General features: G+C 60.2%; 12 protein-coding genes and 1 tRNA gene. 8 read left to right on the forward strand and 5 right to left on the reverse strand.

Annotated features, from left to right (window positions below):
- Positions 1-95: 95 nt before the first annotated feature.
- The 7 genes from uca to BMZ10_RS11160 all read left to right on the forward strand — a co-directional run bounded on the left by uca (position 96) and on the right by BMZ10_RS11160 (position 11,244).
- On the forward strand, positions 96-3,785 hold the full coding sequence (gene uca / locus BMZ10_RS11130) for an urea carboxylase (protein WP_093461461.1): 3,690 nt from the start codon (positions 96-98) through the stop codon (positions 3,783-3,785).
- Positions 3,786-3,910: 125 nt separating this feature from the next.
- Entirely contained in the window at positions 3,911-7,234 is a 3,324-nt protein-coding gene (locus BMZ10_RS11135) for a dermonecrotic toxin domain-containing protein (RefSeq protein WP_093461464.1), read from the forward strand.
- 97 nt (positions 7,235-7,331) lie between these two features.
- Entirely contained in the window at positions 7,332-8,813 is a 1,482-nt protein-coding gene (locus tag BMZ10_RS11140; RefSeq protein WP_093461467.1) for a sensor domain-containing diguanylate cyclase, read from the forward strand.
- On the forward strand, positions 8,810-9,028 hold the full coding sequence (locus BMZ10_RS11145) for a cysteine-rich CWC family protein (protein WP_093461470.1): 219 nt from the start codon (positions 8,810-8,812) through the stop codon (positions 9,026-9,028). Before BMZ10_RS11140 ends, BMZ10_RS11145 begins: the two co-directional genes overlap by 4 nt.
- A 22-nt stretch (positions 9,029-9,050) precedes the next feature.
- Positions 9,051-9,743, forward strand: coding sequence for a pseudouridine synthase (locus BMZ10_RS11150; protein ID WP_093461473.1), 693 nt, complete (start codon positions 9,051-9,053; stop codon positions 9,741-9,743).
- A 312-nt stretch (positions 9,744-10,055) separates the two neighbouring features.
- Positions 10,056-10,940, forward strand: coding sequence for an alpha/beta fold hydrolase (locus BMZ10_RS11155; protein WP_093461475.1), 885 nt, complete (start codon positions 10,056-10,058; stop codon positions 10,938-10,940).
- 230 nt (positions 10,941-11,170) lie between these two features.
- Positions 11,171-11,244: transfer RNA gene (locus BMZ10_RS11160), tRNA-Gly, on the forward strand.
- 261 nt (positions 11,245-11,505) lie between these two features.
- Here the strand turns inward: BMZ10_RS11160 and BMZ10_RS11165 are convergent.
- The 4 genes from BMZ10_RS11165 to BMZ10_RS27420 form a co-directional block, all read right to left on the reverse strand.
- On the reverse strand, positions 11,506-12,693 hold the full coding sequence (locus BMZ10_RS11165) for an MFS transporter (RefSeq protein ID WP_093461477.1): 1,188 nt from the start codon (positions 12,691-12,693) through the stop codon (positions 11,506-11,508).
- A gap of 721 nt (positions 12,694-13,414) precedes the next feature.
- Positions 13,415-13,888 carry a hemerythrin domain-containing protein gene (locus tag BMZ10_RS11170; protein WP_093461480.1) on the reverse strand — a complete coding sequence of 158 codons (474 nt, stop codon included), beginning with the start codon at positions 13,886-13,888 and terminating at the stop codon, positions 13,415-13,417.
- A 295-nt stretch (positions 13,889-14,183) separates the two neighbouring features.
- The gene (locus BMZ10_RS11175; RefSeq protein ID WP_093461483.1) at positions 14,184-14,408 is read right to left on the reverse strand and encodes an SPOR domain-containing protein; all 225 of its coding nucleotides are present in this window, start codon (positions 14,406-14,408) and stop codon (positions 14,184-14,186) included.
- A gap of 90 nt (positions 14,409-14,498) precedes the next feature.
- Positions 14,499-14,726: a hypothetical protein gene (locus BMZ10_RS27420; RefSeq protein ID WP_143070284.1), complete on the reverse strand. Its 228-nt coding sequence runs from the start codon at positions 14,724-14,726 to the stop codon at positions 14,499-14,501.
- A 185-nt stretch (positions 14,727-14,911) separates the two neighbouring features.
- Between BMZ10_RS27420 and BMZ10_RS11180 the strand changes: the two genes are divergently transcribed.
- A complete protein-coding gene (locus BMZ10_RS11180; protein WP_093461486.1) occupies positions 14,912-15,943 on the forward strand; it encodes a DUF4917 family protein in 1,032 nt (343 codons plus the stop codon).
- Positions 15,944-16,054: 111 nt separating this feature from the next.
- Here BMZ10_RS11180 and BMZ10_RS11185 read toward each other — a convergent pair whose 3' ends face one another.
- On the reverse strand, positions 16,055-16,285 hold the full coding sequence (locus BMZ10_RS11185; protein ID WP_093461489.1) for a hypothetical protein: 231 nt from the start codon (positions 16,283-16,285) through the stop codon (positions 16,055-16,057).
- Between the last annotated feature and the right edge of the window lie 115 nt (positions 16,286-16,400).

Below are 16,400 nucleotides of genomic sequence, written 5' to 3' on the forward strand. Positions count from 1 at the left end.
GCGCGAGGGACGGCCTTCGCGCAACCAGTACCACAGCGGGACGGCCCGCTACCCCAGTTCGGGATCGATGCTCGTCGGTCTCCAGGGTCAATGCCATGTTCGACACACTGCTGATCGCCAACCGCGGCGCCATCGCCTGCCGCATTCTGCGCACCCTGCGCACCTTGAACGTCGAGGGCGTGGCGGTTTATTCCGAAGCCGATGCCGCCAGCCTGCATATTCTCGAAGCCGATCAGGCCCACAGCCTCGGCGAAGGCGGCGCGGCCGGGACTTACCTGGCGGTGGACAAGATTCTCGCCATCGCGCAATCCACCGGCGCCAAAGCCATTCACCCAGGCTATGGGTTTCTTTCCGAAAACGCCGCGTTCGCACAAGCGTGTGAAGACGCGGGCATCGCTTTCGTCGGTCCGACGCCTGAGCAACTGCGCGTGTTCGGGCTCAAGCACACCGCCCGCGCGCTGGCCAGACAGCATGGCGTGCCGATGCTCGAAGGCACCGAACTGCTCGACAGTGTCGAGGCGGCCCTGAACGCAGCATCGGCGATCGGCTACCCGGTGATGCTGAAAAGTACGGCGGGCGGGGGCGGCATCGGCATGCGCGTGTGCCGCAGCGCCAGCGAGCTGAGCGAATCGTTCGAGGCGGTCAAGCGTCTGGGGCAGAACAACTTCAGCGACGCAGGCGTGTTTCTGGAGAAGTATATTCAGCGCGCTCGTCATCTGGAGGTTCAGGTATTCGGCGATGGTCAGGGGGATGTCATTGCGCTGGGCGTGCGGGATTGTTCGGTGCAGCGGCGCAACCAGAAAGTGCTCGAAGAAACCCCCGCGCCAAACCTGCCCACCGGCATGGCCGATGAATTGTGCGCCGCAGCGATCCAACTGGCGAAAGCCGTCAGTTATCGCAGCGCGGGCACGGTCGAATTCGTCTTTGACAGCGATGATCAGCGCTTTTATTTCCTTGAAGTGAACACGCGGCTGCAGGTCGAACACGGCGTCACCGAGCAGGTTTGGGGCGTCGATCTGGTGGCGTGGATGATTCAACTGGCGGCCGGTGATCTGCCGCCATTGCCGCAGTTGGCTGCGAAACTCAAACCGGACGGTCATGCGATTCAGGCACGCCTGTACGCCGAAGATCCGGGCCGGGATTTTCAGCCAAGCCCTGGCCTGCTGACTTCGGTGCAGTTTCCGCCCGCCGATGGTCGACAGCTGCGCATCGACACGTGGGTCGAAGCCGGTTGCGAGATCCCGCCGTTCTTCGATCCGATGATCGCCAAAGTCATCAGTTGGGCGCCTGATCGGGCAGCGGCCAGTGCCGGGCTGTCGAAGGCGTTGAGCGAGTCGCGCCTGTACGGCGTCGAAACCAATCGCGACTATCTGCGCCAGATCATCGACGATGCGCCCTTCGCCAGCGGCCAGCCGTGGACGCGCTGCCTGGAAGGTCTGGTGTACCGCGCCGACACATTCGAAGTCATCAGCGGTGGCACCCAGACCAGTGTTCAGGACTATCCGGCGCGCCTGGGCTACTGGGCAGTCGGCGTTCCACCGTCAGGGCCGATGGACAGCCGCTCGCTGCGCCTGGGCAATCGCTTGCTGGGCAACCCGCTAGGCTGCGCCGCGCTGGAAATCACCATGAGCGGGCCGATGCTGCGCTTCAATACCGACGCGGTCGTGGCGGTGACGGGTGCGGTGATCCCGGTGGCGCTGGATGGCAAAGCGCAGCCGATGAATCAATCGCTGCGGGTTCCGGCCGGTTCGACCTTGTCGCTCGGGACGATCGCCGGCGCCGGCGCGCGCAGTTACCTGTGTCTGCGCGGCGGGCTGGATGTGCCGGATTATCTGGGCAGCAAGAGCACGTTCACACTGGGTCAGTTCGGTGGACACGGGGGACGTGCGTTGCGTGCCGGTGATGTCCTTCATCTCGCGCCGCTGGTGGACCGCAGCGCCGGTCAGCAACTGGCCGCCGAATTGATCGCCGATCTGCCGACGGTGCGGGACATCCGGGTGATTTACGGCCCGCACGGCGCGCCGGAATACTTCACCGAAGCCTACATCAAGACATTTTTCGACACCGACTGGGAGGTGCATTTCAACTCCAGCCGCACCGGCGTCCGCCTGATCGGACCGAAACCTGAATGGGTGCGCGCTGACGGCGGCGAAGCCGGTTTGCACCCCTCGAATATCCACGACAATCCTTATGCCATCGGGGCAGTGGATTTCACCGGCGACATGCCGGTGATTCTTGGCCCGGACGGCCCGAGCCTGGGCGGCTTCGTGTGCCCGGTGACCATCATCGAGGCCGATCTGTGGCAATTGGGGCAGCTTAAGGCGGGGGATAAAGTCCGGTTTCACCCCGTCAGCCTCGAAGCCGCGCGAACAGCCTTTTGCAGCGGCGTGGATGACGCCTCTGATATCGCGTCCAATCCTCAGTCCTGTAGGAGCGCGCTTGCCCGCGATGACGATGGATCAGCCGCCAGAGATGCAATGGATGTACCGGCCTCTTCGCGGGCAAGCGCGCTCGTACAGGGAGCGGCGCTGACCTCGCCGATTGTGTTGGACATTGGTGTCGCCGACACGCGCCTCGTCGCTCGCCTGTCCGGCGATACGCACCTGTTGCTGGAGATTGGCGCGCCGGAGCTGGACCTGGTGCTGCGTTTTCGGGGCCACGCGCTGATGCAGGCGCTGGAAGGCAAGCGCCTTGCGGGCGTGATCGACCTGACGCCGGGCATTCGCTCCCTGCAAGTGCATTACCAGCCCGAGCAACTGCCGCTGACCGAACTCCTCGCTGTCGTCGCGGGTGAATGGGACGGCGTCTGCGCCAGCAAGAATCTTGAGGTGCCTTCGCGCATCGTGCACCTGCCGCTGTCGTGGGACGACCCGGCCTGTCAGCTGGCCATCGAGAAGTACATGACGACCGTGCGCAAGGATGCGCCGTGGTGCCCGAGCAATCTTGAGTTCATCCGTCGCATCAACGACCTGCCGAACCTGGACGAAGTGCAACGTACAGTGTTCGACGCCAGCTATCTGGTCATGGGGCTGGGAGATGTCTACCTCGGCGCGCCCGTCGCCACGCCGCTGGACCCGCGCCATCGGCTGGTGACCACCAAGTACAACCCGGCGCGCACCTGGACCGCCGAGAACTCGGTCGGCATCGGCGGCGCCTACATGTGCGTTTACGGGATGGAAGGTCCGGGAGGCTACCAATTCGTAGGCCGCACGTTGCAGATGTGGAACCGCTACCGCGCCGTCGAAGCGTTCGATGGCAAACCCTGGCTGCTGCGTTTCTTCGACCAGATCCGTTTTTACCCGGTGAGCGCCGACGAGCTGCTCAAAATCCGTCGCGACTTCCCGCTCGGACGTTACCCGCTGCAGATCGAGCACAGCACGCTCAATCTGGCGGACTATCAGGCGTTCCTGGCTGACGAGGCCGACAGCATCGCGGCGTTTCGCGCTCAGCAGCAAGGCGCTTTCAACGCCGAGCGCGAGCGCTGGATTGCCAACGGTCAGGCGACTTTCGAGAGCGAGGAAGCGGTGGCCGAGTCCTGCGAAGAAGCGCAATTGCAGGCCGGGCTGATGAGTGTGGACAGCCATATCGCCGGCAATCTCTGGCAGGTTCAGGTCAACGTCGGCCAGCGCGTCGAAGCGGGGGAAACACTGGTGGTACTGGAGTCGATGAAGATGGAGATTCCAGTGCTGGCGCCCGTTGCCGGCATCGTCAGCGAAATCCGTGTGCAGCCCGGCTCCGCCGTCCGCTCAGGTCAACGGGTCGTGGTGCTGGAGGCGTCGATCTGACCGCCACGCCCGTCGGCCGGCCCGAGCGCAGGCACAAAAAACCGTCGCAGGCGCCATAAATAGTTAGCGCCTTTCGACGGGCTTACCGCGCCATAGTGAGGGTCTTTTCACGTGGCGCAGTATTCATGAACGACAGCATCCACCCTTCTGCCCTGAACGGCCTGAACTTCAACATCAATGACGCCCTGCCGGACCCTGCGTTCTCGGGCACCCCGCCTTTCGAAGAACTGGCCCGGCCTGAAACCGTGCTGCCCTCCAAGCCGCAAGCCGATGCGCCGCGCACCCTGAATCACAGGCGCCTGGCGCAGCTGTCCGCCAGCCCCGTCGCCAGGCTGCTGGTCGGATCGGTCACGGTTTTGCGCGCCTGGCAACTGGACCTCGAATTGCCCCCTCCGATCCACGACCATCTGGACCGCTGCCTGCAGGCCGGCTTGCGAGATGAGTATGGCCAGACGCTTGATCTCGACGCGATCCACATCGGTTTCAGCACCGACCACGCGCCTGAAGTGCACAGCAACGGGGAGGAGCGTTTCGAACGACGACTGTCCCTGCGGCAACTGGGCCGGGCTGTTCTGGACCCTGCCGCCTTCCTCGCGTTCAAGCGCTGTGCCGAGCCCGATCGCGTGCTGCGGGATGATCTTCCCGGCTTTACCATTAACGCGTTCTTCAGACAGCTCATCAGCGCTCGCTGGACGCTGGAGTACGAGCAGACCCTGAGCCATTTCTGGGCGCGCCATCGCGACACCTGGCAAACGCTCGCCAGGCTGTCGTTTCTCGACGGTCTGTGCCGACTGGGAGCACGTAAACGCATCGACAAGGAAGGCTACGCTCTCGCGCTCGATGTGTTGGGTCTGGACGCGTTTCCGCGCACAGTGGCGCAGCTGCGTCAGGGCAGGCGACGCCGCGGCTCCTCGGTCTGCGGGATCGCGCTGAACGGCAGAATCATTCCTGGCGTGTTTCACCTGAAAGCCAGACACACCGGCCACTGCTACGTTCATGTGCTCGGCCAGCATCCGCAATGCCGCGAATACATCAGCGACGACGCGCCGTGGCGCGCGCAGAGCGTTCTGGATGCGCTCAACGCGTCCGAGTGGCATCGGCTGCATCTGCAGCCCGGCGATTTCGAACAAGGGCTCACGCTGACAGAACCGGTGGACGACGTGTTCACCCTGCTGCAGCGCGCGCAGGAGGCGTTCTGCACAGCGAGACTCGAGTCGGGCGACGCCCACGAACTTCTTGAAAACGACACCACCGACGAGGATGACTGTGTGGTGATGCCGATCCTGCCGGCGCTGACGCTGATCGGCGCGCTGAACCACTGGCACGACCCCGCGCAGATGCCGCAGCGTGTGCCGACGCCGCTGAAACTGGCCAACCGGATAATGAGGAAGTGGCTCAAGCACCAATATGACCTGAATCTGGACCCACGGCAGGTGTTCATCCGCTATCTGCGCGGCACGTCGACGACACCATGGGGGCGTCCGTCCATTGCGGCCAGCAATGTCATGTTCACCCCTGACGAAACACCTGTCGCGCTGGATCAGGCACTGGTGGACAACCTGCGGCTGCGCGCCCCGCAAGGCTATGACGACCACGGCGGACGCTGGGTCGTGTACGCGGACCCGAGCGCTGAAGGCCACTGGACAAGCCGGAATGAACTGCCCATCCATGCAGACGAAGTCGACACCTGCCTCGCAAGCGTCGATCTGCTGTCCCTGATGCATCGCCGGCTCGAGCGCTTCTGGCGCGGTCAGCGCGAAGCGACAGAGCGCGCCTTGTGCTCAACCCTGATTGGCCAGGCGCTCGTGAGCCTGAAAAGCGGCGGTCTCTCGATTGACGGTTTCAACCTGCTGACGGCGGCCATGCAAGCGGCCGAATGCCAGACGCCACACGCCTCGCTGCAGTGGAGCACGTTAGGCTTTTATGTCAGCACCGGACTGCCCGCCGAAAGTGACTGCCCTTCCTGTGTGGGCCTGTTGCTGCTGCGCCACAAGGATCGACCGGGCGGCCTGCTGTTTCAGGCCGGCCAGAAACAACCGTTCATGGAGTTTCGCGATCCGCGACAACTGACCGCTCACCTCGCGCATGCAGCCGGTGACGAGCAGTGGCGCCGGACGTTGCTCAACCACATGCCGGCGCGTCATCACGCCAGACTGACGTACATTCTCGAGCTGTGGGCCGGTACAAGACAGCCACCGGAGCCGGTTTCCGTTCTGCGTCCATGGCTTGAACCCCTCTATCGCCCACATACTCACAAAGCCCGACAACACACGCTGTGCGAGATGCAGGTGGACGGGCCGCCGGCAGCCTTCATCTGTCAGGGCCTGCAACGCAACAGCCAGTACGACGCAGAGGACAGCATCGTGACCGACAGGGAGGTGGCGCTGCGCAACTGGACCCGACTGGCTGAGCGATTGCAGTTGCTGCTGGCACCGCTGGCATTGCTCATCCCCGCGGCGTCTATTGCGTCGCTGACCGCAGGCGCCGCCACACTCGCGCTTCATGTCCAGGCCGCTCGTCTGCCGGGGGATCGCGAGGCGGAGCGTCGGCAGGTGTTGTTCGCCATTCTCTCGCTGGGGTTGCTGCAGATGGGACCGGCCACACCCCGACTGCTGCGGGCATTCAGGGGGATCAGCGTCTCGAACCCGCTGACGCGGCAAGCGGTGCCGGTCCCTCCGTCGCGCGGTTTCAACAGCTGGCTCGAGCGCAGCACGGCATCACGCAAGACAATCCTCAAGCCGTTTTTCAACGACCTTGGCCCACTCAAGACCTGGACCGTGGCCGGAAACGCGACGTTCGGGACCGAACCGGTGCGAGCCTGGAAACTCGGCCGGCGGTTTCTGCTCTGGACTTCCGAACACCGACAGGCGCGCACGCTGGTGGTCAGCAGCCACGGCTATTATTTGCCTTGGTCGCGCACAAGCGCCGTTCCCAACGGCACCGAGTTGAGGACCTACGCGCCCCATGGTCACTCGCTGGTCGACCCGTCGCTGCATCGAGTGGTCAGTCAGAAGGTGGCGCCTTACTCGATGCTCAATGACACGCACACACTTCCAGGACCGCGTACCGGCGAGTTGCCTGGCGCCCCCGATGCCGACATCCTCATGGCCGGCACGCCGCTGGCAGGGCGCATCAAAAACTACACACTGGCCAAATTCCAGAGTGATCGCTACGAGAGCTACAGGCAAATCAGCCATATCGTGCGCAACTCTCACCAGCCCTCGCCCGGCAGTGATCTGCCTGCCGTGGCGATGGACGTGATGACCGTGCGCAACCGGTTCGGCATGCCCAACCCGAGCCTTGAGGATCTGTTCGCCGAATTGCATCGCTGCGGCATTCATTACGACAGAATCCTGCTGCTGCATTGCCGTTGTTCTGCGCTCAGCTCGCTGCTGGGTCGGGCGCCGGAATTCGTCGCGCCGCCGGGGTCGTCGCCGATAACGCCCTGATCCGCTCCGTCGCAAACTGAAAACGCCCATGGCGCAAAACAGTGGCCGCACGCTAGCATGTCCGGCTTAACGGATTAATCATTCAAGCGGATCGGTCATGCCCCTTCGTTCCACGCTCCATTCACAACGCTCCCTGCTGTTGACGTTGGTGATCCTTTTGGGGAGCGGCTTTCTGGCAACGTCTTTGCTGAGTTACTTCGCCTCCAGGGACGCCATACGCGACAGCATCGTCAACACCGAATTGCCGCTGACTTCCGACACGGTCTACTCGGAGATCCAGAAAGACCTGGTCAGGCCAGTCCTGCTGTCGTCGATGATGGCCCGCGATACGTTCGTGCGGGACTGGGTGGTGGCGGGTGAAAAAGATCCGCAGCAGATGGTCCGCTATCTCAAGGAGGTCATGGATCATTACAGCGCGTATACCGCTTTCTTCGTCTCCAACCAGAGCCTGACCTACTACCAGGCCAAGGGCGTCCTGAAAAAAATCCGCGCCGATGAACCCCGGGACGTTTGGTATTACCGCGTGCGCGACATGCGGGACGCGTATGAGATCAACGTCGATCCGGACATGGCCAACAAGGACAACCTGACCTTTTTCATCAACTACAAGGTCTTCGATTACAACGACAACTTCATTGGTGCCACCGGCGTGGGCCTGACGGTGGACGCCGTGATCAAGCTGATCGATCGCTATCAGCAGCGCTATCAACGCAGTGTCTATTTCGTCGACACGTTCGGTCGGCTGGTCCTGACAGGCGCTGAAGGCGGCCCCAATGGCGCGAAGATCGGTCAGGTGCTGCGTGATTTGCCGGATCTCAAGCAGCTGCATCGGCAGATGCCGAAGCCCCACAGCGGCAGCTATCAATATGACGCCACCGATGACGGGCACTTTCTCAACGTGCGCTACATTCCGGAGTTGAACTGGTACCTGTTCGTCGACAAGCGCGAAAACGGCGCGCTGAACGAGATTCGCCGCTCCCTGTTTCTGAACCTGCTGATCTGCCTTGTCGTCATGATCGTGGTGCTGATTCTGCTCAACCGGGTCGTGCGCCGATTCCAGTTGCGCATCGAAACCCAGGCGATGACCGACAGCCTCACCGGTCTGCCTAACCGCCGTGGCTTCGACCGGATCGCCATGAATGCCATTGCCGAGGCGCGTCGCGAGCACAAAGCATTGTCCGCGATGCTGCTGGACCTGGATCACTTCAAGCGGCTCAACGACACCCACGGCCACCTGGCCGGCGATGAAGTGCTGAGCGGATTTGCCGATGACATCCGGCGTTGCCTGCGAGACACCGACATCATTTGCCGCTGGGGTGGAGAAGAGTTCATCATTCTGCTCAAGGACACCAACATCAGCGGTGCCCGACGCGTCGCCGAGAAGATTCGCTTGCTGGCCGAGCAACATACTTACGTGTTCACAGGCTCAGCCCTACAAGTAACGGTAAGCCTGGGCCTCACCGAACTGCATCCCGACGACACCCTGCAAAGCCTGATCGCACGCGCTGACCAGGCGCTCTACAGCGCCAAACAAAGCGGCCGCAATCGGGTATGCACTGAAGCAGCGGAACCGGCATGACCCTGATATCCCCCGCCGCAGACAGATGCCCGGTCTGCGGCCAGAGCAATCGCTGCACACTGGCCGATCCACGCACGGTGGACCGCGCCTGCTGGTGTTTCAGCGAAACCATCGACCCCGCCGTTCTCGCCGCCTTGCCTGACGAGGTGCGCGACAAGGCATGCCTGTGTCCGCGATGCGCCGGGCTGGCTGATAAACACCTGCCGGCCCTATGACGCTCGCCTGCCGAACATAGCCATGCGCCTCGATCGCTTTCTCAGCAACCTCCCCCGCTTCAGTCGTAAAGACGTGCGCCTCGCGCTGCTCGCTGGCCGTGTGCAGGTCGATGGCTGCACGGTCCGGGATCCGCTGCACGAGGTGCGTGAGTTCAGCCATGTGATGCTCGACGACGAAGTATTGCAGGTGGGCAAGCCCGCTCGTTACTTCATGCTGCACAAACCGCCCGGATGCGTCAGCGCCACCACCGATCCTCAGCATCCGACCGTGCTCGATCTGCTGCACGAGCCTGACAAGCACGACCTTCACATTGCCGGGCGTCTTGACTTCAATACGTCCGGGCTGATGCTGATCACCAACGACGGCCAATGGTCGCGACGCCTGACCCAGCCAACCACCAAACTTCCGAAGGTCTACTACGTCGAGACCGAGCAAGCGGTGGGCGATCATTACCTCGAAAAGTTCGCCGAAGGGTTCTATTTTGCGTTCGAAAACCTGACCACGCAGCCGGCGCTGCTCACGATCCTCGACAGTCACTGCGCCAGGCTCAGCATCGTCGAGGGCCGCTACCATCAGGTAAAACGGATGTTCGGTTATTACGACAACAAGGTCGTGCGCCTGCACCGTGAAAGCATGGGGCCGCTGGTGCTCGACCCATCGCTGGCGCCCGGAGAGTACCGGCCACTGACGGCTGAAGAGATTCAGCTGATCTGAAGGCTTGCGACCGCCGGGCAGATCGTGTCGGACAATTCACCAACGGCACTTGCGGGTTACCCGATCGCCTGCTTGAATCCAGACGTCGGTCCACAAGTGACCGGCGAGTCACCTGTGCATCCAAAAAACGATTTCGCCGCCGCAGATGCCTTCCCTGGCACTGCGCCCGGCAACCCGCCCGCCAATAACAATACCTGTCGGACAGACCGTTGCGGACCGACATGGGGCCCCTTCAAGGCAAATGCCTACCTGTCACGAAACTCGTGCAACGTGGTTGCGCGCACACCTGTTTTTACGTCAGGAGACATGGATATGAGGCCAGAAATCGCTGTGCTTGATATACAGGGCCAGTTTCGAGTTTACACGGAGTTCTATCGCGCAGATGCCGCAGAAAAGACCATCGTCATGGTCAACGGCTCACTGGCCACTACTGCATCTTTCGCCCAGACCGTCCGCAACCTGTATCCGCAATTCAATGTGGTTCTCTACGATCAGCCCTACGCGGGCAAATCCAAGCCCCACAATCTTCATGAAAAACCGCTCACCAAGGAGACAGAAGGCCAGATCCTGCTGGAGCTGATCGACCACTTCAACGCCGAGCACATCATGTCGTTTTCATGGGGTGGCGCGGCCGCGCTGGTCGCGCTCGCGCATCGGCCCAGGCGCATCGAAAAGGCCGTGATCAGTTCGTTTTCGCCTGTGATCAACGATCCCATGCGCGACTACCTCGAACGCGGTCAGCAACACTTGGGCGCGTTCGACCGCTACGAGGTTGGCACGCTGATCAACAGCACCATCGGCAAGCACTTGCCATCGCTGTTCAAGCGCTTCAACTACAAGCACGTCAGCTCGCTGGATCTGCATGAATATGCGCAGATGCACCATCACATCAACCATGTGCTGGACACCAACACCCAGCATCAACTGAAAGCGGCCAAGCGCATCAACGTCCCCGTGCTGTTCATGAACGGCGAATGGGATGAGTACACCGCAGCACTGGACGCCCGGTTGTTTACCCACCACATTCGCGATTGCCATTTCACCACGATCCACGGCGCCGGCCACTTCCTGGACATGGAACACAAGGCGGCATGCCTGCAATCGCAAAACGCCCTGATGGACTTTCTCGCACCGACACCCGAGCCCGGCAGAACTCGCTATCGACAGGTACAGACGCACCATGCATTTGCAATCTGACCGTGCAGGTCTCAAGGAACGGATTCATTCGTCAACGCCCGTCACTCGCGGCGACGAATGAATCCTGTCCCTTCGCGCAACAACGCGGATTTCCCCGCCGACGATTTAACGCTTCAATTCACCGCCCGCATCTGGTACAAAGTCAGCCGCTGAAAGCGTCATAGCGTTCTTACAGCTGATACGAGGGTTCTGACAGACCTGTCCGTTCAGTGAGTAAACAGACGAAAAAAGCGGGTATAGTTTAGTGGCAAAACGAAAGCTTCCCAAGCTTTAGTTGAGGGTTCGATTCCCTCTACCCGCTCCACCTTTCCTCCTCGTTTCCATCCTCTGGCTCTTCCCCTCACTGGCATTCCTGGCTGACCCCGACGCCGGTATTACTTCTCGATTCTGGAAGCCCTCTTGCAGTCAGTTGCACACTGCAGTCACGCAATTTCAACGCTGATCAGAATGTCCTGACAGCTGACTTTGCGGCATGAAGATGAAATCATCAGCGCATCTTGGGAAACCGATATGCAGTTTCCCAAAGTGCGCGCAAACATCTTCCAAAATGGTCATCCAACCACTGTCATTCGCCGCCCTTCATTCGTCGGGCGATGAGATAGATCGCCAACCCTGCCAGTGCAGTGGCAGCGCCCACATATCCCGTGCTCGTCCAGCCAAATCCCGCCGTTATCGCCATTCCACCCAACCATGGCCCCAGGGCATTGGCGAGGTTGAACGCGGCATGATTTGAAGCCGCCGCCAGACTGGGCGCTTCATGGGCGATATCCATCAAGCGAATCTGCAAGGGTGCCGCCATAGCAATCATGGTTCCGACGAGACCGATGCCGAGCATCACTCCCCAGACCGACTGGGCCGCCCACGGGAAGAAGGTCAACACCGCAATCGACCACAGCAGAACGCATCCCACCGCGCGAAATTGCAGACGATCGAACAGTTTGCCGCCTGCGATGTTGCCGATGATGCCGCCCAAACCGAAGGCTGCCAGACCAAACGGGATCAACGTCGGAGACGTCCGGGTTACTTCAAGCATCGTCGGGGCCAGATAGCTGAAAACCGAAAACATGCCTGAGAAACCGATGGCGGCAATGGACAGTGCCATCCAGACCTGAGGTTTCTTGAATGCCTGCAACTCTTTACGCGGATTGCTTCGGGCTTCGTCTCGACGATCAGGGACACAGAGCCATATCAACGCAATGGTGACGATTGCAATGACGCCCACGAGCGCAAACGCAGAGCGCCAGCCGAAGAACTGCCCCAGAGTCGTCGCCAGAGGGTTTCCAAGCAGCATCGCCAACGTGAGCCCCATCATCACTCTCGCGACTGCACCGGCACGCTTGTTGGCTGGCACCATGCTCGAAGCGACGACTGCAGCGATGCCGAAGTAGGCGCCGTGGGGCAACCCGCTGATGAATCGAAATGCCACCAGGCTTCCGAAGGTGGCGGTAAACGCCGTCGCTACGTTGCCCGCTGCATACAGCACCATCAATAAAATCAGCAAATGCTTGCGCAACATCTTCGCGCCGAGAATGGCCAGCAAGGGTGCCCCGACCATCACCCCTAAAGCATAAGCACTGATCGCATGTCCGACCTGCGGCTCGCTTAGATGAAGGTTATTGGCGATGTCCGGCATCAGGCCCATGATCGCGAATTCGCCGGTGCCGATGGCGAAACTGCCCACCGCCATCGCCGCTTCCATCTTGGCTGCGTTGTGGGCAGACAACACTGGGCCAGGTGTTTGCTGGATAGACATTAGAAGTGCTCTTTAAAAGGAAAATCAGGAAAAGCGTCATTCACGTCGATGACTCGAGAACACCTTGAAACGCTCTCGTCGCACTGGAGCGATAAACCCATATTCGATGCGCGCGCATCGACGGCAGTCCGCGCAGTACGAATCAGTAAAAACAAGGTGTTTGAAACATGACCGACACAAGCGGCCGGTGAAGAGGACGTCATAAAACCACGCAACTTAAGGACGGACGTGTCCTAAGGTTGCGTTGGTTGACGTTAACGCTTACGCAAAGCGCGGGTTCGCGCAATGTCTGTGACGAAATGTATCAAACCCGCATCCGCCACTTCAAGCGACAGGACCGCTGCCCGGACGCATCGCGCTATTCGGATGATCGGGTCAGCAGTATATAAAAGCACCTGTGTAACTCACCAAGCGCCAGGAAATACCAGAATTCCAGAAAGTACATGAGGTAGGACAGCCACGCGCCCCATCCTGATTCAGGCAAACTGCGGTGCAAGCAGATAACCACTACAGCACCCACTGACCAGACGACAAATGCCAATCCCCACGCCCGTCGACGACATTCGCTTTGTTCGATTTTTATCATGCTCGCAACATCTGGCTCGATTACTCCTTCGGCCTCACAGCACGAGAAACGTTCGCTCGGGCGCAACGCGACATTCCAGAAATCACCCATAAAAAAACCCGGAACAGATCCGGGTTTTTAGCGTGCATCGCGGCGTTATGCGGCAAGGTCGGACATCAGCGACTTTTTATACTGGGCCTTCATGGCCTCCATCTGTGCGCCGAGCTCTTCGAGCTTGGCTTTGCCCAGCAGTTTTTTCGCCTGCGGGAACATCTCGGATTCTTCTTCCTCGATGTGATGCTCCAGCAACTCCTTGACCACTTTCACCCGGCCTGAAAATTCTGGCGTCGACGGGTCGGTCTGCTTGAGGTCTGGCAGTACGAGGGAGTCAACGGTGCGGTGCTCTTCCTTGGCTTCGTAGTACATGATGTCCTGCTCTTTGGCGCCGGCCTCCTTGAAGGCTGGATAAAGAAGCTCTTCTTCCAGCTTGGTATGAATGGTGATTTCCATCTCAAGCTTGTTGAGTAAATCAGTGCGTTTTTTCACACCACGTTCGGTGGATTCGCTCAGCTGCGACAGGATGCTCTTCACGCGTTCATGGTCGGCGGTGAGAAGGTCGATAGCGTTCATGATTATTTCCTCTGGCTTCACGAATGGTGGACCGATCTGACGTCGATCCTGCAAGTACCCTAAGTGGGTTGCATCGACCGTGCCGCCGGGCGCCAATCGTTTTTCTTCCGTAATTACAATGAGTTAAGTCGAGCGCGAGAGGCAGGGGATCGTGCACCTTGCATGAATCTGCGCAAACGGGTGTTGCATATGAAGGGACCACGACAGGTCAGCCCGGGAGTGACAGGCGCGAGACCATGACCCGCCAAAAAACCTGTCCATACAAAAAGCCCCGGTTTCCCGGGGCTCTGGTCGATCAGTGCTTGGCTCGTGGCTTTTCAGCTTCATCTGACGCATCCGCAGCGCGGTACGCCGTTCGCTCCTGGTAAGCAGGCAACGATGCCGCGAAGGCCATCGCCTCCTCGCGGGTGCTGAACGAACCTAATCGATCATGGTGGGTGCAGACCCGCCATGGGCCGTTGTTGACGTTGATGACGTCGTAACCGTTGAAGTGCGTTTTACTGAGCATCGCGTTGTGCATGGTGACCTCCCTCTCGTTTTGAGAGTGTTATTGGAAGCAAAACCTTACGCCGGAGCATTCTTCTACAGACAACCGCCAGACAAATGGCCTTCAAGGCTTGAGGGGGATTTCCTCGTCTCTCTCCGACAGACTCTTACCGTCGTCCGGGTGTTTCCAGGTCTGCGGTGGGGCTGTTTCGGACTGTTGCTCATTGGCGTGTTCTATCCGCTCGAACTCTTGGGCCTGCTGGCGGGTCGCATCCTTGCGCGAGTTTTCCATGGGGCTTGGGTGCGGACCGGGACTCTGTGCCGCTGTGCTATTCACTGGATCGGTTTTCATGCTCACCTCGCAGCGAACCGGATTCGGGGTTCAAAGCTTAGAAGCACGTCCGATGTGTGGGTTCGAAATATCTGCCGGGCGGCAACCCGTCCCCCGCAGCGTTGACAACGCGGACCTGGGTTTCTATAAGTCCACTCCGTTCTGGCGCCCAGTCAGTACTGCTCACCTGAAAGCGAAGCGAGAAGATGGAATTCACGGATTTTGATGCCGAACTGGCCGACTGGAACACGCTGCAGACCACGCATCCCTGCTCGGGGCTGTTGATGGGCAATGGCGCCAGTCTGGCCGTGTGGAAGAACTTTGCCTACGATTCGCTCTTCGAACTGGCACAGACCACGCGCAACAAGCCGCTGAGCCCGACCGAACTGGCGTTGTTCAAATCCATGGAGACCGAAAATTTCGAGCCCGTCCTGAGCGGCTTGAAGATCGCCATGCGGGTGAACGCGGCGCTGACGATCAGCTCGTCCTCTCCGCGCAATCGCTATTTCGCCATCAAGGAAGCGCTGATCCACGGTATTCGTTCGGCGCACATTCCGTGGCGACTCATGGAAACCAGCACGATTGCCCACCTCAGCGCGGCGCTGAGCCAATACGCGACCGTTTACTCGACCAACTACGACCTGCTCGCCTATTGGGCGGTGATGCACGGGGCGCAGCCATTCGACGACCTGTTCGAAGAAGACGCGGTCTTCAATCTTCATCGCACCCACAGCCATGCCACACGCATTCTCTATCTGCACGGCGGCATGCACCTGGTGAAGAACTTCGACGGCACGGCGCGCAAATTGATGTCTTCGGAAAGCACTCTGCTCGGCAGTTTCGCGGTGAACGCCTTGGACGACGTGCCACTGTTCGTCTGCGAAGGACGCAGCGACGACAAGATGAAGATCATCCGCAGCTCCGATTACCTGTCGTTCTGTCACGCGCAACTGGCGCAACATGACGGCGCGCTGTGCATCTTCGGTCACTCATTGGGCAAGCAGGATCGACACATCCTGCAGGCAATCCTGCAAGCCCGACCGAAGACTGTCGCGATTTCCGTGCTGCCACGCAGCGAAGCGTTCATTCAGCACCAGAAGCGCCATTACAGCGCACTGTTCGCGGGCCAGCACATTGAGCTGCAGTTTTTCAATGCAAAGACCCATCCGCTCGGCCAGCCGCATTTGAGTGTGTCCACAGGACGACTCAAGGAAACGCTGGAACAGAAGAAGGCGTGAGTCTGCGGGACATGCAAGCCGGTTCTGCCAGGACCGGATGAGGAAGAGCCGCCCGAAGACGGCTCTGTTGAGGATGAAGCCGGATGCTTCTGAACTTCCCAACCCTGACGCTTATTCGTTACCGTCCGACAGCGCGCCGACCACAACGGCCTCGCCTGGTGATTTTTTATTGACGCTTTGAGCAATCGATTCCGTTGACAGGCGCACGCTGTTCAGCGCCGCCAGGCGGTCGCTGCTGGTCGATCTGACAACGCTGGATGACCATTGAGCCGCTACGGTCGCCATCCATGCGAACAGGAACACCACGACACCTTGCAACGCCCACTTTCCGATGACCGACACGATTGTTCTCCTAGCTGAATTCGATGGCACCCATTTGACCTTCAAACGGTTGCAGCAAGATTGCATTCAAGTTTTGCACCAAGATCCGGGCTGCAAATGGTTGCAGCTGAAAAAT

The organism is Pseudomonas sp. NFR16 (assembly GCF_900108875.1).
GTDB lineage: Bacteria > Pseudomonadota > Gammaproteobacteria > Pseudomonadales > Pseudomonadaceae > Aquipseudomonas.